The sequence below is a fragment of the Burkholderia sp. RF2-non_BP3 genome (assembly GCF_001522185.1).
In the GTDB taxonomy this organism is placed as follows: domain Bacteria; phylum Pseudomonadota; class Gammaproteobacteria; order Burkholderiales; family Burkholderiaceae; genus Burkholderia; species Burkholderia diffusa.
Map to the genome: position 1 here is coordinate 145,060 of NZ_LOSU01000067.1, position 21,112 is coordinate 166,171.

Below are 21,112 nucleotides of genomic sequence, written 5' to 3' on the forward strand. Positions count from 1 at the left end.
CATTTCACCGGCATTTCTCTTTTATCGACCTGGATCGGCGTGCAATCAGCACGCTTCGTCGGTTATCGTCGGATTGTCTTGTCGTCCGGACGTGCGCCGGCGGATTGAGCGGTCGCGCCATTTGTGTAATGATATCCATTCTCATTTTCATGTTATCCGGGCGGCGCATGTTTTCCGTGCGCCGCCCGTTGCTTTGAACGAATGGACACTCTCGCGTGAACGCGCCCGAAACGATCGCCCCGCCGCAGGCGGGCAGGCCCACCGCGGGCGTCACCGTGCTGCGTCCGGCTGCACGGCCTCTGAGCGACGCCGAACTGGCGGCGCGCCGCCAGCGCTCGCGGCGCGCGACCTTCATCAAATGGCTGCGCAAGGTGCATGGCTGGGTCGGGCTCTGGGGCGCGGTGCTCGGGCTGCTGTTCGGCGTGACGGGCGTGCTGCTCAACCACCGTGCGCCGCCGCTGAAGATCCCGACCGGCGAACCGCAGGTCGAGCAGATGCAGATCGCGTTGCCGGACCCGGCGCCGAAGTCGCCGGCTGCGATGACGAAGTGGCTGCAGCACGAACTGCACTTCGACGGCCGGCCGGGCCGCGTGCGCACGGAGCCCGCGCAGCCGGTCGCGTGGGGCGACAAGCGCGTGATGCAGCCGGAGCACTGGCAGATGGGCCTGTTCGGTCCGCGCCAGAACCTGCAGGCCGAATATTGGGTCGGCAACGGCTACGTATCGGTGAAGCGCACCGGCAATACGTTCCTGACGACGCTGAACAACCTGCATCGCGGCGTCGGCATGAATCTCGGCTGGGTGCTGCTGATGGACACGATCGCGGGTTCGCTGATCCTGTTGTCGCTGACGGGCGTGCTGCTGTGGACGGAGCTGAACAAGCGCCGCACGGTCGGCGTCGTGCTGGTGGTTGGCTCCGTCGCCGCGGCGCTCGCCGCGGGTCTCGCCTGACGTTACCCTCGACGCGCGCCGGTGTCCTGCCGGCGCACGATGGCCCGCCGGCGCGGCCATGCGCCGCGCGGGCGACCGGCCTCAGAGGCCGCAGGTCGCGCCGCTGTTTGCCGCGATCTCGCGGGCGGCCTTCGCGCCCTCGACCTGAAGGATCGTCGGCAGCGACACGTTGTTCTTCGCGGCCGTGATCTCGGCGAGGATCGAGATCGCGATTTCCGGCGGCGTGCGGCTGCCGATGTAGATGCCGGCAGGCCCGTGCAGCCGCGCCAGTTCCGCCTCGCTCAGGTCGAATTCGAGCAGCCGCTCGCGCCGGGCCGCGTTGTTGCGTCGCGAGCCGAGCGCGCCCACGTAGAACGCGGGCGTCTTCAGCGCCTCCATCAGCGCGAGATCGTCGAGCTTCGGGTCATGCGTGAGCGCGATCACGGCCGAACGCGCGTCGAGCTTCATGTCGAGCACCGTGTCGTCGGGCATCGTGTGCACGACGCGCGTGCCCGTCACGTCCCACGCATCCGTGTACTCCTCGCGCGGATCGCAGACCGTCACCTGGTAATCGAGCCCGACCGCGATCTGGCACAGATAGCGCGACAACTGTCCCGCGCCGATCACGAGCATCCGGTAGCGCGGCCCGTGGATCGTCACGAGCCGGTCGCCGTCGAACGCGAGCCCGTCGGTCGCCTGCGCGGGCGACAGCGACGCGCGGCCGGTCGCGAGCGTCATCGTGCGCGTGACGAGGCGGCCGGCCTCGACTTCCGCGCACAGCGCGGCGATCCCGCTGTCGGGCGTGAGCGGCTCCAGCACGAGCTGGATCGTGCCGCCGCAGGGCAGCCCGAAGCGGTGCGCTTCCTCGGCCGTCACGCCGTACTTGACGGCTTCCGGGCGTGCATCGGCCGCGATCCCGCTTGCATGCACGCGGGCGATCAGGTCGTCCTCGATGCAGCCGCCGGACACGGAGCCGACCACGAGGCCGTCCTCGCGCACCGCGAGCATCGCGCCTTCGGGGCGGGGCGACGAGCCCCACGTCTTCACGACCGTGACGAGCAGCACGCGGCGCCCTTCGTCGAGCCAGCGCGCGCTGGATTTCAGTACATCGAGATCGACGCTTTCCATCATCCTGTTCCTGTTGCCGGACGGCCCGCCGGGCCGTCGTTCGATGGCCGGATTATGAACCGCTCGGCGCGCGCGTGCTGGCAGCGTGCAAATCGTGTGGGAAAATCCGGACGATCGGGCAAGAAATCGCGACGATCGGGCAGCGATCGCGCGTGTGCGGGGCGCGGCGGCGCGCGTCGTGCGCCGCGCGGGGGCGCCGATGGCCGGGCCGGTTCGGGCGGGGAGGGGGCGCGCACGGGGCCGGTGACGGCCCGGCGTGGCGTCGTGTCGCTGCGCGCGGCGTGCGCGCGCAGCGACGGCGGTCAATGTGCGTCGTGCTGACCGTGCGCGAGCTTCGAGTGATGCCGCGAATACAGGAAGTAGATCACGAGGCCGATCACGAGCCAGATGCCGAACGCGGCCCACGTGACGGGCTGCAGGTTCAGCATCAGGAACAGGCATGCGCCGACCGCGAGGATCGGCACCACCGGCACGCCCGGGCAGCGGAACGCGCGCGGCAGTTCCGGGTGCGTGCGGCGCAGCACCAGCACCGCGATCGACACCATCGAGAATGCGGCGAGCGTGCCGATGTTGATCAGCTCGGCGAGCACGTTGAGCGGCACGAGCGCGGCGATCAGCCCGAAGAACAGGCCGACGAGCCAGGTCGTCAGGAACGGCGTCGCGTAGCGCGGATGCACGCGCGACAGCGCCGCCGGCAGCAGGCCGTCGCGCGACATCGCGAAGATGATCCGCGTCTGGCCGTAGCTCATCACGAGGATCACGGTCAGCATGCCGAGCACCGCGCCGAGATCGATGAAGCCCGCGACCCACTTCTCGCCGGCGATCTGCAGCGCATACGAGATCGGATGCGACACGTTTGCGTACTGCGCCGACGGCACGATGCCGGTCGCGACCGCCGCGACCGTCACGTACAGCACCGCGCACACCGCGAGCGACGCGATGATGCCGATCGGCAGGTCGCGTTTCGGATTCTTCACTTCCTCGGCCGCCGACGATACGGCGTCGAAGCCGATGAACGCGAAGAACATCACGGCCGCCGCGCCGAACACGCCGTTCCAGCCGTGCGGCATGAACGGCTTCCAGTTCGCGGGCGTGACGTGGAAGATGCCGACCGCGATCACGAGCAGCACGACCGACACCTTGATGAACACCATGACGTTGTTGATGCGGGTCGACTCGCGAATGCCGATCGACAGCAGCGTCGTGATCACCAGCATCACGAGGAACGCCGGCAGGTTGAACCACGTGACGACACCCGGGATCGCGCCGGGCGCGGCCGTCAGCACGGTCGGCAGCGTTAGCCCGAAGCCCTGCAGCAGCGATTGCAGGTAGCCCGACCAGCCGACCGACACGGCCGACGCCGCGAGGCCGTATTCGAGCATCAGGTCCCAGCCGATGATCCAGGCGACGAGCTCGCCGAGCGTCGCGTACGAGTACGTGTAGATCGAGCCCGCGACCGGAATCGTCGACGCGAATTCGGCGTACGACAGCGCCGCGAGGCCGCACGCGATCGCGGCGATCACGAACGACAGCATCAGCGCGGGGCCGGCCTGTACGGCGCCCGTGCCGGTCAGCACGAAGATGCCGGTGCCGATGATCGCGCCGATGCCGAGGAAGGTGAGGTCGATGGCGCCGAGCGCTTTCTTGAGCCCGGCGCCGTGCGCGCCGGCGATCATGCGATCGACGTTTTTCTTGCGGAAGAAGGACATTGCGGATGAGTTTCCAGCGCGCGCGAGCGCGGCGGCGCCGAGTGAGTGAAAACCCGCAATTTTAGCCGATTTGGCGTGGAAGACCCGCTGCGGCGCAGCGGTGCGCCCGGGAATCGTCCGATAAAACAATTGCTTGTGCGCGGCGTGCGGCGCGCCGGGGCCGGCGTGGAGCCGGCCGGGTGCGGCGAGGACGAAGAATCAGGCGCCCGACGCGGGCGCCATGTCGACGAGCCGGTTGCTCATCACGTAGAACGTCAGTTCCGCATTGTTCGACAGCCGCATCTTCTCGAGCAGCCGCGACCGGTACACGCTGACCGTCTTCACCGACAGCGACAGCGTGTTCGCGATGTCGGTGAGGCGCTTGCCCGATGCGAGCATGCAGAGCGTCTGGTATTCGCGATCGGACAGCTTCTCGTGCGGCAGCGGTTCGTTCTCGAACGACACGTATTCGGCGAGCGCCTCGGCCATCGCCGGGCTCACGTACTTGCGGCCGGCCGCGACCTGCTGGATCGCGCCGATCATCTGCGCGGCATTCACCGTCTTCGACAGGTAGCCGGCCGCGCCGGCCTTCAGCGCGCGCACCGCGTACTGGTCCTCGCGGTACATCGAGAACATCAGCACCGGCGCGCCCGGCAGCTTGCGCTTGATGCGCTTGAGCACCTCGATGCCATTCGTGTCCGGCAACGAGATGTCGAGCAGGATCACGTCGAAGGCGTCGCGGTCGACGGCCGCCACCGCATCGCTGCCGGTCTCGGCCTCGGTCACGTTACGCGCGATGCCGCGGTCGATCAGCAAGTGGCGGATCCCTTGACGGACGATCGCGTGATCGTCGACGAGCAGGATGTTCAGGCTCATGACGGCCTCACGAAAGCGACGCGCGGCGCGCGGCCGCCGGCGCCGCGAACAGCGAGTCCCACGCGAAGCGCGCGGTGACGCGCGTGCCGCGGCCCGCTTCCGGTGCGCTCGCGTCGAAGCTGCCGCCGAACGCCTCGCAGCGTGCGCGCATCCCGGCGAGGCCGTAGCCGGTGCGTCGGCTGCGCGCGAAACCGGTCCCATCGTCGGTGACGATCAGGGACATATGCGAGTCGTCGGTGTCGATCTGCACGTCGACGGACGTCGCGCGCGCATGCTTCGCGACGTTCGACAGCGCTTCCTGCGCGACGCGGAAGATCGCGAGCGCGCCGGCGCCGCCGAGTTGCGTGAGCCGTGCGTCGGCCGCGCAGACGAAGCTCGTGCGCAGGCCGGTGCGCGCCGTGTGGCTGTCGACCCACGCCGACAGGGCGCCGACGACGCCGCCGTCGAGTGCCGGCGTGTCGCGCTCGTCGATCAGCCGGCGGTTGGCGTCGGTGGCGGAGTCGAGCGCCTGCTGCGCCAGCTCGAGCGCGCGCAGGCAGCCGTCCGGCGCATTTGCCGGCAGCCACGTTTGAACGTTTGCGAGCGCGAAACGTGCGGCGGTGAGTTCGGCGCCGAGTCCGTCATGCAGTTCGCCGGCGAGATGGCGGCGGGCCGCCTCGTCGGCAACCATCAACTGGAGGGACAGCGCCGCGATCCGCGCGGCGGACGTGTCGCGTTGGGGCAGGGCTTCGGCCACGGGCGCGGCCGCGTCGCAGCCGTGCACGAGCGGCTGCGACGGGAACGGGGCATGAGCGCCCGTGGGCGCGTTGAGCGACGTATCCATGACTCTCCCTGCTGTCAGAAAGCGGTTCAGACACCGGCTGGCTGCGTGGATCGGCTGCCGTTTCGATGACGGCCGCCGCCAGAGAATCGCCCCGTGCCGAGGTAACAAAAGTTACATCTTGTAACGTTTGAGTCCGACCCTCCAATGGTCGCCCGATCGGCGACCACGCGGGGCGAATAATATCTCAAAAATTTGGAAAACGTCATGCTGGGCGGACATTTAAGGGTAAATGTGAATAATCCGAGTGAAGCTGTTGTAGGAAAAACACTGACGCGAAAGCACACGGATCGCCCGTATCCAAATGTAACGATTTGACATGAAATGATCGTGGCTTGTTACGAATTCGCCAAGTAGGGACGAAAAAAAACCGGAGCTTTTGCTCCGGTTCTTGATGTGGCACAAATTAGGGGTTCGATCAGTCCACGAATGCGCGTTCGATCACGTAGTGACCCGGCGCGCTGTTCTTGCCTTCGACCAGGCCGGCCTGCTTCAGCAGGTCCGTCGTGTCCTTCAGCATCGCGGTGCTGCCGCACAGCATCACGCGGTCGTTTTCCGGCGAGAACGCCGGCACGCCGAGGTCCGTGAACAGCTTGCCCGTCGCGATCAGGTCGGTGATCCGGCCCTCGTTGTCGAACGCCTCGCGCGTGACCGTCGGGTAGTAGACGAGCTTTTCCTTGATGATGTCGCCGAGGTACTCGTGGCCCGGCAGGTCGTGCTTGATGTAGTCCATGTACGCCAGCTCGCCCTTCAGGCGGCAGGTGTGCGTCAGGATGACCTTGTCGAAGCGTTCGTAGATGTCCGGGTCGCGGATGATCGACATGAACGGTGCGAGGCCCGTGCCGGTCGACAGCATCCACAGCGTCTTGCCGGGCAGCAGGTTGTCGGCGACGAGCGTGCCGGTCGGCTTCTTGCCGATCAGCACCGAGTCGCCCACCTTCAGGTGCTGCAGGCGCGACGTCAGCGGGCCGTTCTGGACCTTGATGCTGAAGAATTCGAGGTGCTCTTCGTAGTTCGGGCTGACGATCGAGTAGGCACGCGCGAGCGGCTTGCCGTCGACCTCGAGGCCGACCATCGTGAATTCGCCGTTGTTGAAGCGCAGGCTCGGCTCACGGGTGCAGGTGAAGCTGAAAAGCGTGTCGGTCCAGTGATGGACGGATTGGACGGTGGCGGTGTCGTATTTGCTCATGGCTTTGAAAACGGACGCGCGTAGCGGACGCGTGTAACGGGCCCAAAAACGGGCAAAAAAACCGAGTGCGTCGGCCCGATCGCGGATCGGCCGGCCGGCGCGTCGGACACGCGCCTTCTCGATGACAGACGATTGAGGAACTCGTTATTTTACCCTGCTTGGGGCAGATGCGGGCTTGACCCGCGCGGCCGCGCGGATTTGGCGCAACGAAATCTTGCAACCGGCTTTCAGCGACCGGCCGCGAGCTTCGCGCATGGCGCGCCGCGCTACCGCGTCACTGCGGATCGAGGCGCAGCCGCGCGATATACGGCAGGTGATCCGACAGCCACGCGGTTTCGCCGGACGGCGCCTGCCATTCGAGCGGCGTCAGCCCGCGCACGAACATCTTGTCGAGCGCGAGCGCGGGGGAGAACGCGGGGAACGTGCGGCCCGACTGGCCGAGCAGCGTCGCGACCTCGGACAGCCCGATCTCGCCGAACAGCGCGACCGAATCGTTGCGCCAGTCGTTGAAGTCGCCGGCGAGCACGAGCGGGTCGTCGCCCGCGTTGCGCACGATCCAGTGCGCGATCCAGTGCATCTGGCGCAGCCGCGCCGCGCGCGTGAGCGCGAGGTGCGCGCACAGCAGCGTGACGGGCCGTGCGCCCGCGAGCGTCGCGCGCGCGACCAGCAGCCCGCGTCGCTCGAAGCGGTGCGCGGAGATGTCCCAGCGGCCGCCGAGGTCGAGCGGATGCGGCGACAGGATCGCGTTGCCGTGCCGCCACGACGGCTTGAACACGTTCGGTCCGAGCGCGATCTGCCAGTCGAGCGCCTGCGCGATCTCGGTGGCCTGGCAATGCCACACGTCGTCGACGGCGTCGTCCATCGGCGCGCCGAAGCCGGGGGCGAGCATCGGGCGCGGCATGCGGCGCGCCATCGCCTCCTGCAGGAAATACACGTCGGCGTGCGTCGACTGCATCCAGTTGCGCATCGCGTTCCATGCGGTGAAGCCGAGCGGCGAGCGGCCCTTGTGCAGGTTCCAGCTGACCGCGGTGATTTCGTCGGGCGCGGCGTGCGGTTCGGCGAACGGCAAGGACAGGGCGTCGGCGGACATGGCGCTCAGTCCTTCGCGACGTGCGCGCGCACGCGGTAGACGAGATGCGGGCTCTGCTCGACGAGCGTCCAGTCGGTCCACGCATCGCCGCCGACCGACAGCCCCGGATGGCTCGCGACGATCTGCCGCGGCGACGCGGGCAGGCACGGATCGCTGCGCGTCGCGTTTTCGTCGTCGAGGGTTTCCTGCACGTCGAGCGCGAGCGATACCGTGTGCGCGGCGTCGTCGACGGCGAGCGGCGCGACCGTCACCGAGCGCGAGCGCTCGGTCGGCACGACGCGCGCGGCATTGCCGCAGCCGACGGGCACGGCGGACGGATAGCGATGGGTGTCGGTACGGGATTGACCCACGGTGGTGCGCTGCTGGAACGTGTCGATCGTCTGACCGTCGCGCACCACCTGGATCTCCCACGCGACGACGGCTGGGGCGGGGCTCTGCGCATGGGCCGCGAGCGCGGCGCTCGCGAGCAGGACGGCCAGGCCGTGTTTCAGCATGAAACTTCTCCGGAAACGCGGGGTAGCGGGGAACGGACGCACATCTTACGCCCGATCGATTTGGACGGTGGTGTGACAGGACGCATCGCCGCAGGTTCGCAGCACGATCCGGTCCTGATCAAAAGGTAGGTACGCGTCACGCGTTTTCAAGCGAAAAAGCGCGCGAATTCGGCGACGCTCGCGCGCTCGGTGACGAGGCGGTTCTCGATCGCGTCCGGGTCGGCATGGCCGAGCGACATCCCGCAGACGAGCTGCTCGTTGGCCGGCATGTCGAGATGCTCGGCGACGATCCGGTGGAACGGCACGAACGCGGCCTGCGGGCAGGTGTCGAGGCCGCGTGCGCGCGCGGCCGTCATCACGCCCTGCAGGAACATGCCGCAGTCGAGCCATGCACCGTGCGTCATCACGCGGTCGAGCGTGAAGAACAGCGCGACCGGCGCATCGAAGAAGCGGAAGTTGCGCGCGTGCTGCGCGTGCATGCGGGCCTTTTCGTCGCGGCCGATGTTCAACAGACCATACAGGTCCCAGCCGACCTTGCGGCGCCGGTCGATATACGGCGACACCCATTCGCGCGGATAGTAGTCGTATTCGGCGACGTATTTCTCGTCGCGCGCCGGATCGTCGTACGCGGCGGTGAGGGCCGCGGCGAGTGCGTCGCGGGTCGCGCCGGTCGCGACGTATACGCGCCACGGCTGGATGTTGGTGCCCGACGGCGCGCGGCTCGCGGCTTCGAGGATCGCCTCGAGCGTGTCGCGCGGCACGGGCGTCGGCAGGAACGCGCGAATCGCGCGGCGCGACTTGAGCGCGGCGTCGACGGCGCGGATCGCATCGGCGTCGATGCGCGGGACGGCAGCGGGGATGGACATCGGCAACCCTTCGAGACGAAGCGCACGGCGCCGCGCGGGCGCCGTGGCGAGGCCGGCGCGGCGGCCGGTGAACGTTCGATCATACGCCGCGCGGCGCTGCGCTGCAGCGCGCGCGCGGTGTTAGCAGCAGACCGGGGCGGCTGCTTGCTTGCACGCCGATGCGGGATCGCTACACTGAAATCGTAAGGGTCTGATGGTCGTGTGACGGTAGCGGTAGCGAGGTTGGTATGACGACGGCGATGGTGAAACAGGAATTGGCGGTGGCGTCCTTCAGCACGGTGTACGACCTCGAGCAGGTCGAGACCGCGTTGAACGACCTGAACGAGAGCGCGAGCGACGCACTGCGCGCCACCTACGAGCGCATGCTCAAGACCGGCAATCTGCGCTTTTGCGTGAAGCCGAACCGGATGCCGTCGTTCGACGAACTCGGCGACGCGCTGCCCAATTTCACCGAGCCGCTCGACGACGTGCGCAAGCAGGTCGCGCTGTGCCTCGAGACGGACGACCGGCTCGAACTGATGCCGATCCTGCTGCTCGGGCCGCCCGGCATCGGCAAGACGCATTTCGCGAAGGCGCTCGCGCACCTGCTCGGCACCGCGTATCACTACGTGCCGATGAGTTCGCTGACGGCCGGCTGGATCCTGTCGGGCGCGTCGTCGCAATGGAAGAACGCGAAGCCCGGCAAGGTGTTCGATGCGCTCGTCAACGGCAGCTATGCGAACCCGGTGATCGCGGTCGACGAGATCGACAAGGCCGGCAGCGACGCGCAATACGATCCGCTCGGCGCGCTGTACGCGTTGCTCGAACACGATACCGCGCGCGCGTTCGTCGACGAATTCGCCGAAGTGCCGATCGATGCGGGCAACGTGATCTGGGTCGCGACCGCGAACGATGCGCAGGCGATTCCGGAGCCGCTGCTGAACCGGATGAACGTGTACGAGATCGCGCCGCCGGACGCGGCCGGCGCGCGCCGGATCGCGCAGACGATCTACGACGAGATCCGCACGTCGCACGCGTGGGGGCGGCGCTTCCCCGACACGCTCGACGACGACGCGCTCGACGTGCTGGCCGCGACGCCGCCGCGCACGATGCGCCGTGCGCTGCTGCATGCGTTCGGCGCCGCGCGGCTCGACGGCCGCGACGTGATCGCACCGTCCGACATCCGCGCCGACGAGGGCGCGGCGAAGCGCCGGCCGATCGGATTCTGAGCCGGCGGCGCGCGCTTCGCCGCGACCTGCACGCGTCGCGCCGAGCCTCGCCGCGCGACGCGTACAGGCCGATACGGACGCGTCCGGCAAGCGTGCGAACCGGGACGTACAATTCTCTTCTCTCCCCTTGATGCGCAAGCGACGCGAAACGTCATGGAGCAGATGGATTGTGTGGTGGTCGGCGTGGGTGTCGTCGGTCTTGCGATTGCGCGGGAACTGGCCGCGCGCGGGCGCGAAACCGTCGTGCTCGAGGCGGCCGACGCGATCGGCACGGGCACGAGCTCGCGCAACAGCGAGGTGATTCACGCGGGGCTTTACTACCCGCGCGGTTCGCTCAAGGCGATGTCGTGCGTGCACGGGCGCGACCTGTTGTACGAGTTCTGCGAGACCCGCCACGTGCCGCACCGGCGCGTGGGCAAGCTGCTCGTCGCGACGAGCGCCGCGCAGGTGAAGCAGTTGAAGGCGATCGCCGCGCGCGCGGCGGAAAACGGCGTGCTCGACCTGATGCCGCTCACGCGTGCCGAGGCGCAGACGCTCGAGCCCGCGCTCGAATGCGCGGAGGCGCTGTTCTCGCCGAGCACCGGTATCGTCGACAGTCACCAGTTGATGCTCGCGCTGCTCGGCGACGCCGAGCGCGACGGCGCGATGTGCGCGCTGAAATCCCCGGTCGAGTCGATCGACGTGCTGCGCGGCGGTCGCTTCGTGGTGCGTACCGGCGGCGATGCGCCGACCGAAATCGAGGCCGCGTGCGTGATCAACAGCGCGGGCCTCGGCGCGCAGGCGCTCGCGCGCCGCACGCGCGGGCTCGATCCGCGCTGGGTGCCGCCGCTCTATCTCGCGCGCGGCAACTACTTCAGCCTGTCCGGGCGCGCGCCGTTCTCGCACCTCGTCTATCCGATGCCCGACCGCGCGGGGCTCGGCGTGCACCTGACGCTCGACCTGGCCGGACAGGCGCGTTTCGGCCCGGACGTCGAGTGGGTCGATGCATTGCGCTACGAAGTCGATCCCGCGCGCGCACCGGCGTTCTACGCGTCGATCCGCACATACTGGCCGGGGCTACCCGACGACGCACTGCAGCCGGCCTACGCGGGAATCCGGCCAAAGCTCGCGGGGCCCGGCGAGCCGCCGGCCGACTTCATCGTGCAGGGTGCGGCGCAGCACGGCGTGCGCGGGCTCGTGAACCTGTTCGGCATCGAGTCGCCGGGGCTGACCGCGTCGCTCGCGCTCGCGCAGCGCGTCGGCGACATGACGTCACATGCGTGACGCACGCGGCCCGCATTCGTGCGGGCCGGCCGTGTGAAATCCCTTATTTCCGGCATTTCGGCGCGCACATTCATTCGCTTGAGCGTTATTCTGTCGAACGGCCGTCGCCAGAACGGCTTTCAAACCGATAACGTTGGAGCGAGTCCCCCATGAAAACATCCCGTCGGAGTTTCCTGATTACGAGCATTGGTGCCGTGTCCGCGCTGGCGCTGTCGCGCGAAGCGCTGGCCGACGCGCCGATGCTGTCGGAAACGGATCCGGCCGCGGTGGCGCTCGGCTACAAGGCCGATGCCACGAAGGTCGACAAGACGAAGTATCCGAAATACGCAGCAGGCCAGGATTGCGCGGCCTGCATGCTGTATCAGGGCAAGAAGGGCTCGGCCTCGGGCCCGTGCGGTGCATTCCCCGGCAAGCAGGTATCGGCGAAGGGCTGGTGCAGCGCATTCACGAAGATGGGCTGACGTCCGCGGCGGCATCGTGCGATGCCGCAATGTGGCGAAAACCGCAAAACGCCCGCCATCGTCCGATGGCGGGCGTTTTTTATGCTTGAAAACGGTTCCGTCGCTTTCTACACTCGCTGCAAACCAGCGCGCCGCGGCCCCCCGTGCGCCGCGCCACCCGATGGCGAATTCACGAGGACGAGGCACGCATGGCGACGATTGCGAATTCAACGAAAACGGTCCGGCCCGAGCGTGCGCTGAACCGGCGGGCCGTCGCGGCGGCCGTGATCGGCAACGCGCTCGAGTGGTACGACTTCACGGTGTTCGGCTTCATGACCGTCGTGATCGCCGAACTGTTCTTTCCGACGACCAGCGAATACTCGTCGCTGCTGCTGACCACCGCGACGTTCGGCGTCGCGTTCTTCATGCGCCCGATCGGCGGCATCGTGTTCGGCCTGTACGCCGACCGCGCGGGCCGCAAGGCCGCGTTGTCGCTCGTGATCCTGCTGATGACGGCCGGCATCTTCCTGCTCGCGATCGCACCGCCCTATGCGGCGATCGGCATCGGCGGCCCGATCCTGATCGTGCTCGGCCGCCTGCTGCAGGGATTCTCGGCGGGCGGCGAATTCGGCAGCGCGACCGCGCTCCTGATCGAAGCCGCGCCGTTCTCGAAACGCGGTTTCTACGGCAGCTGGCAGATGGCGAGCCAGGCGGCCGCGCTGCTGATCGGCGCGCTCGTCGGCGCGGCCGTCACGCGCGGGCTGTCGCACGACGCGCTGCGCAGCTGGGGCTGGCGCGTGCCGTTCATCCTCGGGCTCATGATCGGCCCGATCGGCTTCTACATCCGCCGTCATCTCGCGGATTCCGAAGCATTCCTGCACGCGCAGCAAAGCGCCCGCCGCGCGACGCTCGGCGAAGTGTTCACGCGCCATCCGCGCGAGGTGCTGTGCGGGCTCGGCTCGGTGATCGCGCTGACGGTGACGATCTACGTGCTGATCAGCTATCTGCCGACCTTCGCGGTGAAGCAGCTGAAGCTGCCGTATGCGGAATCGTTCTATGCGGTGATCGTCGGCAACCTGCTGTTGATGGTGCTGTCGCCGGTCGCGGGCGCGTGGTCGGACCGCATCGGCCGCAAGGGGCTGTCGCTGTGGTCGCTCGTGCTGACGCTCGCGTTGATGTATCCGTTGTTCGCGTGGCTCGACGCGGCGCCGAGCATCGGGCGGCTGATCGCGGTGCAGGCCGTGCTGTCGGTGACGCTCGCCGGCTACTACGGGCCGTTCGGCGCGATGATCGCCGAGCTGTTCCCGGCCAACGTGCGCTCGACGGGGCTGTCGATCGCGTACAACGTCGCGGTGATGCTGTTCGGCGGTTTCGGGCAGTTCATCGTCACGTGGCTGATCAAGGTGACGGGCACGCCGCTCGCGCCGACCTATTACGTGATGGCGGGGCTCGCACTGTCGATCGTCGCGGTCGCGTTCGTGCCCGCGCGCAGCGCGGATCTCGACGCCCCGGCCTGACGGGCGCATTGCAGCGCGACCATCATTTCGAAATCCGCAACGATGCGGACCCTGGCCCCGAAATCGGCGCGGCGATCGTTCGCGCCCGCGTACGAATTGTTTAGTTGTCGAAGGAAACACGCGCGGGATGAACGAATTCGCCGCTCGCGCGCGCAGACGCACTTTTTGCGTGCGCGAGACATCCGCAAAAACCCGCGCAAATGCGTCTAGAAGAGTTTTTTCTCCAGCTTGTTGCAAAATCGCTAGCTCAAGTAATATCCGCGTACCCGGCCCCAGGGGGGACCGGTTCCGATCTGGAGACCTGGAGGAAACATGGAATACAACCGTCTGTTGCACACCCTGCGTGTTACCGCCATTGCAGGCGTGGCAGCGGCATCGCTCGGCGTCGCGGGTTCTGCATTCGCACAGATCCCGAACAAAACGCTCGTCTACTGCTCAGAAGGCAGCCCGGCGGGTTTCGATTCCGCGCAATTCACGACCGGCGTCGATTTCACCGCCGCCACGTTCACCGTCTACAACCGCCTCGTCGAATTCGAGCGCGGCGGCACCAAGGTCGAGCCGGGCCTCGCCGAGAAGTGGGACGTCTCGTCCGACGGCAAGGTGTACACGTTCCACCTGCGCCACGGCGTGAAGTTCCACACGACCGACTTCTTCAAGCCGACGCGTGAATTCAACGCGGACGACGTCGTGTTCTCGTTCGAGCGCATGCTCGATCCGAACCAGGCGTTCCGCAAGGCCTACCCGGTGTCGTTCCCGTACTTCACCGACATGGGCCTCGACAAGCTGATCACGAAGGTCGAGAAGGTCGATCCGTACACCGTAAAGTTCACGTTGGCCGAGCCGAACGCGCCGTTCATCCAGAACATGGCGATGGAATTCGCGTCGATCCTGTCGGCGGAATACGGCGATCAGCTGATGAAGGCAGGCAAGGCCGCCGACATCAACCAGAAGCCGGTCGGCACGGGCCCGTTCATCTTCCGCAGCTACACGAAGGACGCGACGATCCGTTTCGACGGGAATCCTGATTACTGGAAGAAGGGCGCCGTGAAGCTGTCGAAGCTGATCTTCTCGATCACGCCCGACCCGGGCGTGCGCGTGCAGAAGATCAAGCGCAACGAGTGCCAGGTGATGAGCTATCCGCGTCCGGCCGACATCGCGACGCTGAAGGCCGACTCGGGCATCGACATGCCGTCGCAGCCGGGCTTCAACCTCGGCTACCTCGCGTACAACGTCGAGCACAAGCCGGTCGACAAGCTCGAAGTGCGTCAGGCGCTCGACATGGCGATCAACAAGAAGGCGATCCTCGAATCCGTCTATCAGGGCGCGGGCCAGGCCGCCAGCGCACCGATGCCGCCGACCCAATGGTCGTACGACAAGAACCTGAAGATGGCGCCGAACGACACCGCGAAGGCGAAGGCGCTGCTCGCGAAGGCCGGCTATCCGAACGGTTTCGACATCACGCTGTGGGCGATGCCCGTGCAGCGCGCGTACAACCCGAACGCCCGCCTGATGGCCGAGATGATCCAGGCCGACTGGGCGAAGATCGGCGTGAAGGCGAAGATCGTCACGTACGAGTGGGGCGAGTACATCAAGCGCGCACACACGGGCGAGCAGGACACGATGCTGATCGGCTGGACGGGCGACAACGGCGACCCCGACAACTGGCTCGGCACGCTGCTCGGCTGCGAGGCGATCAAGGGCAACAACTTCTCGCACTGGTGCTACAAGCCGTTCGACGAGCTGATCCAGAAGGGTCGCACGACGACCGGCCAGGACGCGCGCACGAAGATCTACATGCAGGCCCAGCAGATCTTCGCGCAGCAGCTGCCGTTCTCGCCGATCGCGAACTCGACGGTCTACCAGCCGGTGCGCAAGAACGTGGTCGACATGCGCATCGAGCCGCTCGGCTATGCGCGTTTCGACGGTGTCAGCGTGAAGTAACCGACCTGGCCTAAGCTGTCGTCATTGAGAAGACCGGCTTGAAATCATCCGGCGGCGAGGGGCCAAAAGCCCCTCGTCGCCGGTCGCACATTTCCCACAAGAAAATACGAGACGCATCATGTTCACATTCGTGTTGCGCCGCGTGGGGATGGTGATCCCGACCTTCATCGGCATCACCATCCTGGCGTTTGCGCTGATTCACCTGATACCGGGCGACCCCATCGAAGTGATGATGGGCGAGCGCGGCGTCGATCCCGCGATGCATGCGGAGGCAATGAAACGCCTCGGGCTCGACCAGCCGCTGCCCCTGCAGTACGTCCACTACATCGGCCGGGCGCTGCATGGCGACCTCGGCACGTCGATCATCACCAACACCAGCGTCGCGGGCGAATTCTTCGCGCGCTTCCCGGCGACCGTCGAGCTGTCGCTGTGCGCGCTCGTGTTCGCGCTCGCCGTCGGGCTGCCGGCCGGCGTGATCGCCGCGCTGCGGCGCGGCTCGGTCGTCGATCACGGCGTGATGGGCACCGCGCTCACCGGCTACTCGATGCCGATCTTCTGGTGGGGGCTGATCCTCATCATGGTGTTTTCGTCGTACCTCGGCTGGACGCCCGTGTCCGGGCGCATCGCGGTCGAATACGACTTCCCGCATCCGACCGGCTTCATGCTGATCGACGCGCTGCTCGCGCCGGACGAAGGCTCGTTCAAGTCGGCGGTCAGCCACCTGATCCTGCCCGCGATCGTGCTCGGCACGATCCCGCTCGCGGTGATCGCGCGGATGACGCGCTCGTCGATGCTCGAAGTGCTGCGCGAGGACTACATCCGCACCGCCCGTGCGAAGGGGCTGTCGCCCGCGCGCGTGGTCGTCGTGCATGCGCTGCGCAATGCGCTGATCCCGGTCGTCACGGTGATCGGCCTGCAGATCGGCACGCTGCTGGCCGGCGCCGTGCTGACCGAGACGCTCTTTTCGTGGCCCGGTGTCGGCAAGTGGCTGATCGATGCGATCGGCCGCCGCGACTATCCGGTCGTCCAGGGCGGCATCCTGCTGATCGCGACGCTCGTGATCGTCGTGAACCTGGTCGTCGACCTGCTGTACGGCGTGCTGAATCCGCGCATCCGCCACACGAGGTAATTCCATGAGCAATCTGCAAAACACCCTGCCGAGCGAATCCGCGCCGGCCGGCGGCCGTGCGCTCGCGCTGCGCGAGTTCTGGGCCAACTTCTCGCGCAACCGCGGCGCCGTCGGCGCCGGCATCGTCGTGCTGATGCTGATCCTGGTCGCGCTCCTCGCGCCGCTGATCGCGCCGCACAGCCCGGTCGAGCAATACCGCGACTACGTGAAGATCCCGCCCGCATGGCTCGCGGGCGGCAACTGGCAATTCATCCTCGGCACCGACGAAGCGGGCCGCGACATCCTTTCGCGCCTGATGTTCGGCGCGCGCATGTCGTTCTGGATCGGCTTCGTGTCGGTCGTGCTCGCGCTGATCCCGGGCATCGTGCTCGGGCTGGTCGCCGCGTTCTTCCAGAAATGGGCCGACACGCCGGTGATGCGCATCATGGACGTGCTGCTCGCGCTGCCGTCGCTGCTGCTCGCGGTCGCGGTCGTCGCGATCATCGGCCCGGGCCTCACCAACACGATGTTCGCGATCGCGATCGTCGCGCTGCCGGCCTACGTGCGTCTCACGCGTGCGTCGGCGCTCGGCGAACTGCAGAAGGAGTACGTGACGGCGTCGCGCGTGGCCGGTGCCGGCACGCTGCGCCTGATGTTCTCGCAGGTGCTGCCGAACTGCACGGCGCCGCTGATCGTGCAGGCGACGCTCGGCTTTTCGTCGGCCATCCTCGACGCGGCCGCGCTCGGCTTCCTCGGCCTCGGCGTGCAGCCGCCGACCGCGGAATGGGGCGCGATGCTCGCGTCCGCGCGCGACTACATCGACAACGCATGGTGGATCGTGACGATGCCCGGCCTGTCGATCCTGATTTCGGTGCTCGCGATCAACCTGCTCGGCGACGGGCTGCGCGACGCGCTCGATCCCAAACTGAAGCGGATGGCCTGACATGACCCAGAATCTTCTGACCATCCGCAATCTCGCGGTGAACTTCAACGGCCTGCCCGCTGTCGACCGGATCAACCTGTCGATCGCGCCGGGCGAGGTGGTGGGCGTCGTCGGCGAATCGGGCTCGGGCAAGAGCGTGACGATGATGGCGCTGATGGGCCTGATCGACGCGCCCGGCAAGGTGACGGCCGACGAGGTCACGTTCAACGGCGTGGACCTGCTGAAGGCGTCGCCGAAGGCGCGCCGCAAGATCGTCGGCAAGGACATCGCGATGGTGTTCCAGGACGCGCTGACGAGCCTGAATCCGAGCTACACGGTCGGCTACCAGATCAAGGAGGTGCTGAAGCTGCACGAAGGCCTGCGCGGCGACGCGCTGCACCGGCGCGCGCTCGAACTGCTCGATCAGGTCGGCATTCCCGACGCGAAGAACCGCATCACGGCGTTCCCGCACCAGATGTCGGGCGGGATGAACCAGCGCGTGATGATCGCGATGGCGGTCGCGTGCAACCCGAAGCTGCTGATTGCCGACGAGCCGACCACCGCGCTCGACGTGACGATCCAGGCGCAGATCATGGATCTGCTCGTGAAGCTGCAGAAGGAGCGCGGGATGGCGCTCGTGCTGATCTCGCACGACCTGGCCGTGGTGTCGGAGGTCGCGCAGCGCGTCGCGGTGATGTATGCGGGCGAGGTCATCGAGACCAATCGCGTGCCGGACATCTTCCGTGCGCCGCATCATCCGTACACCGAAGCGCTGCTCGCGGCGATTCCCGAGCACAATCAGGGGGCGCGTCGCCTTGCCGCATTGCCGGGCATGGTGCCCGGCCGCGATGATCGCCCGTCCGGGTGCCTGTTCGCGCCGCGCTGCAAGTACGTCGTCGACGACTGCCGCAAGGCACGTCCGGCGCTCGATACGCTGGTGCCGGCCAACGATGCGATGCGTGCGCGCTGCATCAAGCCGCTCAATGTTTCCAACCTCGACCTCACGGGAGGCGCACGATGAATGCAGTCCACGAAACGCCTCGCGTGCCGCACGACGAGGAAGCGGTGCTGGTCGCCGACCAGCTCGCGAAGCACTACACGGTCAAGCGCGGGATGTTCGGGCAAGGCACGGTGAAGGCGCTGAACGGCGTGTCGTTCACGCTGAAGCGCGGCAAGACGCTCGCCGTCGTCGGCGAATCAGGCTGCGGGAAATCGACGCTCGCGCGCCAGCTCACGATGATCGAGACGCCCACCTCGGGCCACCTGACGATCGACGGCAAGGACGTGGCCGGCGCGAGCCGCGAGACGGTCGCCGACCTGCGCCGCCGCGTGCAGATGGTGTTCCAGAATCCGTTCGCGTCGCTGAACCCGCGCAAGACGGTCGAGCAGACGCTCTCCGAACCGCTCGAGATCAATGCGAACCTGACGGCCGCCGAGCGCGCGGCGCGCATCGCGCAGATCATGCGCACGGTCGGCCTGCGGCCCGAGCATGCGAAGCGCTATCCGCACATGTTCTCTGGCGGCCAGCGCCAGCGGGTCGCGATCGCGCGCGCGATGATCCTCGATCCGCGGATCGTCGTCGCCGACGAGCCGGTGTCCGCGCTCGACGTGTCGATCCAGGCGCAGATCCTGAACCTGTTCATGGATCTGCAGGAGCAGTTCAAGACGAGCTACGTCTTCATCTCGCACAACCTGTCGGTGGTCGAGCACGTCGCCGACGACGTGATGGTGATGTACTTCGGCAGCGTCGCCGAGCTTGGCGACAAGGCGACGATCTACGCGCGGCCGCGCCATCCGTACACGCGCGCGCTGATGTCGGCGACGCCGGCGATCTTCGAGGAAGACCGCCGCGTGCAGATCAAGCTGCAGGGCGAGCTGCCGTCGCCGCTCAATCCGCCGTCGGGCTGCGCGTTTCACCAGCGCTGCCCGTACGCGGTCGAGCGTTGCCGTGTCGAGGAACCGCAGCTGCGCGACGTCGACGGACGCCGCGTGGCCTGCCATCGCGCCGAGGAGGTGGGGGAGGCGAATGCCTGATGGTTTGGCGGCGCGCGCGTCCGGCGTGCGCCGTTCGGGGGCCGGCAGCGCGCGCGTGATGCGCGCGTGCCGCAACGCACGGCGCTGGAGCGTGCGCACGGTCACGGGCGCGGCGCTGGCCGGCGCGTGCGTGGCGGCCGGCCTCGTCGTTTCCGTCGAGTCGGCGCGCGCCGAAGGGCGCGCGCCGGCGAGTTCGCCGATCCATACGTCGCAGGTTCCGCCGCCCGGCATGAGCCTGCCGGGCTTCCACGCGCCTTCCGTGTCCAACGGCACGGTCGCGCGCGGCACGGTGCGCGTGCAGCCCGCGCGCATGCCGTTCTATGTCGCCACCCGGGGCAAGGTCACGCTGTACGTGCTCGGCACGCTGCATACGGGCGACCCGTCCGACTATCCGCCCGCTCAGCCGTTCCGGCCGCGCATCCTCGGAGCGCTCGCGGCGTCGCCGACGCTCGCGCTCGAGCTGTCGCCGGACGATCTCCTCGAATCGCAGGACGACGTGTCGAAGTATGGTGTGTGCCGCTCCCCGTGCCTGCAGCGCCTGTTGCCCGAGCCGCTGTGGCAGCGCCTCGCGGGGCGCCTGCGCGGCAATCCGGCCGCGCTCGCGGAGATTCGCCGGATGCGGCCGTGGCTCGCGGCGCTGGTCGTCGAAACCTACGACTCGCTGGCGGCCGGCCTGCAGACGGAATACGGCACCGAGGCGCAACTGCAGAACGTATTCCTGAAGAAGAAGGGCGGCCGCGTGATCGGGCTCGAGACGCTCGCCGAGCAGATGCGCGCGTTCACCGGGCTGACGCTCGCCGAGCAGCGCGAGATGCTCGCGCAGGACATGGTGCAGACGCCGGCGCAGAACGCCGACGACATCAAGGCGCTGCACCGGCTGTGGCAAATCGGCGACGCCGATGCGATCTCGGCGTGGGCGGTCGCGAAGAGCGAGCGGCTGGCCCGTTCGAAGGCGCTGTCGGCGTCGATCGACAACAAGATCCTGTACGAACGCAACCGGCGCTTCGTTGCACGGATGACTGCAATCGCCGCGCCGAACCGGCCGGTATTCGTCGCCATCGGCGCGCTGCATCTGGGCGGCCCGCGCGGCGTGCTCGAATTGTTGCGCCAGCAAGGGTATCAGGTCGACGCGAACTGATCGCGCCGGGCGCCGCGCACCGATCCTCCCCTGTTTGATCGACGATACGCACGCGCTGCGAAGCGCCTGTGCGGCCGCGCGATTCGATAAGGAAAACCCTTGAATCCTCAGGAAATAGCGTTTAAAACGATTGACATCCGGTTCTGCCGATCTCTATTCTTCATCCCACAAGTTGAAAAATTGAAAAGAATAGAAAAAGTTCTACGGGGTAGCAGAAAACAAAGCGCGGGGTTAGCGTAGCCGGCACGTGATGATCGTGCCGGCCGCGGAGTGTCTGCATGCACGGCGGGGCCAACATCGTCGGGACAACAAATGCATGCGACAGACTTGCGGATAAGCGACGTTCCGTCGTCCGACCGGGGGAAGCAGCAATCGGGCGGCGGCGGACGTTTTTTAATCCGGAGCATTATTCCGGTCACCGTCGACAGACGGTTTCGGGGGGCGAATCGACAGACGGCGAA

At 67.3% G+C, this 21,112-nt stretch carries 19 protein-coding genes; 11 read left to right on the forward strand and 8 right to left on the reverse strand.

What is annotated here, in order from left to right; all coding sequences use genetic code 11:
* Positions 1–215: 215 nt before the first annotated feature.
* Positions 216–950, forward strand: coding sequence for a PepSY-associated TM helix domain-containing protein (locus WS45_RS30385; RefSeq protein WP_059703169.1), 735 nt, complete (start codon positions 216–218; stop codon positions 948–950).
* An 81-nt stretch (positions 951–1,031) separates the two neighbouring features.
* Here WS45_RS30385 and WS45_RS30390 read toward each other — a convergent pair whose 3' ends face one another.
* The 8 genes from WS45_RS30390 to WS45_RS30425 form a co-directional block, all read right to left on the reverse strand.
* Entirely contained in the window at positions 1,032–2,057 is a 1,026-nt protein-coding gene (locus tag WS45_RS30390) for an XdhC family protein (protein ID WP_059607548.1), read from the reverse strand.
* 302 nt (positions 2,058–2,359) lie between these two features.
* Complete coding sequence (locus WS45_RS30395; RefSeq protein ID WP_059535024.1) at positions 2,360–3,766, reverse strand: amino acid permease; 1,407 nt, start codon at positions 3,764–3,766, stop codon at positions 2,360–2,362.
* 198 nt (positions 3,767–3,964) lie between these two features.
* Positions 3,965–4,621, reverse strand: a complete 657-nt coding sequence (gene rqpR / locus WS45_RS30400) for a response regulator transcription factor RqpR (protein ID WP_059535026.1) — start codon at positions 4,619–4,621, stop codon at positions 3,965–3,967.
* Between the two features lie 7 nt (positions 4,622–4,628).
* Positions 4,629–5,444: a quorum system sensor histidine kinase RqpS gene (gene rqpS, locus WS45_RS30405; protein ID WP_059703170.1), complete on the reverse strand. Its 816-nt coding sequence runs from the start codon at positions 5,442–5,444 to the stop codon at positions 4,629–4,631.
* 415 nt (positions 5,445–5,859) lie between these two features.
* Positions 5,860–6,630, reverse strand: coding sequence for a ferredoxin--NADP reductase (locus WS45_RS30410; protein ID WP_059535031.1), 771 nt, complete (start codon positions 6,628–6,630; stop codon positions 5,860–5,862).
* A gap of 274 nt (positions 6,631–6,904) precedes the next feature.
* Positions 6,905–7,720, reverse strand: coding sequence for an endonuclease/exonuclease/phosphatase family protein (locus WS45_RS30415; protein WP_059448471.1), 816 nt, complete (start codon positions 7,718–7,720; stop codon positions 6,905–6,907).
* A 5-nt stretch (positions 7,721–7,725) separates the two neighbouring features.
* Positions 7,726–8,214, reverse strand: a complete 489-nt coding sequence (locus tag WS45_RS30420; RefSeq protein ID WP_059703172.1) for a hypothetical protein — start codon at positions 8,212–8,214, stop codon at positions 7,726–7,728.
* 146 nt (positions 8,215–8,360) lie between these two features.
* Entirely contained in the window at positions 8,361–9,080 is a 720-nt protein-coding gene (locus WS45_RS30425; RefSeq protein WP_059703174.1) for a nitroreductase, read from the reverse strand.
* Between the two features lie 227 nt (positions 9,081–9,307).
* Here WS45_RS30425 and WS45_RS30430 point away from each other — a divergent pair, with 227 nt between their 5' ends.
* The 10 genes from WS45_RS30430 (at position 9,308) to WS45_RS30475 (ending at position 20,651) form a co-directional block, all read left to right on the forward strand.
* Positions 9,308–10,288, forward strand: coding sequence for an AAA family ATPase (locus tag WS45_RS30430; RefSeq protein ID WP_059535036.1), 981 nt, complete (start codon positions 9,308–9,310; stop codon positions 10,286–10,288).
* 153 nt (positions 10,289–10,441) lie between these two features.
* On the forward strand, positions 10,442–11,551 hold the full coding sequence (locus tag WS45_RS30435) for an NAD(P)/FAD-dependent oxidoreductase (protein ID WP_059703176.1): 1,110 nt from the start codon (positions 10,442–10,444) through the stop codon (positions 11,549–11,551).
* Positions 11,552–11,700: 149 nt separating this feature from the next.
* Entirely contained in the window at positions 11,701–12,012 is a 312-nt protein-coding gene (locus WS45_RS30440) for a high-potential iron-sulfur protein (RefSeq protein ID WP_059535040.1), read from the forward strand.
* A gap of 188 nt (positions 12,013–12,200) precedes the next feature.
* Positions 12,201–13,508: an MFS transporter gene (locus WS45_RS30445; RefSeq protein WP_059703177.1), complete on the forward strand. Its 1,308-nt coding sequence runs from the start codon at positions 12,201–12,203 to the stop codon at positions 13,506–13,508.
* 312 nt (positions 13,509–13,820) lie between these two features.
* Positions 13,821–15,449, forward strand: a complete 1,629-nt coding sequence (locus tag WS45_RS30450; protein ID WP_059535044.1) for an ABC transporter substrate-binding protein — start codon at positions 13,821–13,823, stop codon at positions 15,447–15,449.
* 118 nt (positions 15,450–15,567) lie between these two features.
* Positions 15,568–16,578 (forward strand): ABC transporter permease subunit, encoded by a 1,011-nt coding sequence (locus WS45_RS30455; RefSeq protein WP_059691952.1) that lies wholly within the window; start codon positions 15,568–15,570, stop codon positions 16,576–16,578.
* A gap of 4 nt (positions 16,579–16,582) precedes the next feature.
* Positions 16,583–17,500: an ABC transporter permease subunit gene (locus WS45_RS30460; RefSeq protein ID WP_059535048.1), complete on the forward strand. Its 918-nt coding sequence runs from the start codon at positions 16,583–16,585 to the stop codon at positions 17,498–17,500.
* A 1-nt stretch (position 17,501) separates the two neighbouring features.
* Complete coding sequence (locus tag WS45_RS30465) at positions 17,502–18,500, forward strand: ABC transporter ATP-binding protein (protein WP_059535050.1); 999 nt, start codon at positions 17,502–17,504, stop codon at positions 18,498–18,500.
* On the forward strand, positions 18,497–19,513 hold the full coding sequence (locus tag WS45_RS30470; RefSeq protein ID WP_059703179.1) for a peptide ABC transporter ATP-binding protein: 1,017 nt from the start codon (positions 18,497–18,499) through the stop codon (positions 19,511–19,513). Before WS45_RS30465 ends, WS45_RS30470 begins: the two co-directional genes overlap by 4 nt.
* Positions 19,506–20,651, forward strand: a complete 1,146-nt coding sequence (locus WS45_RS30475; RefSeq protein ID WP_059703180.1) for a TraB/GumN family protein — start codon at positions 19,506–19,508, stop codon at positions 20,649–20,651. Before WS45_RS30470 ends, WS45_RS30475 begins: the two co-directional genes overlap by 8 nt.
* The last annotated feature ends 461 nt before the right edge of the window (positions 20,652–21,112 follow it).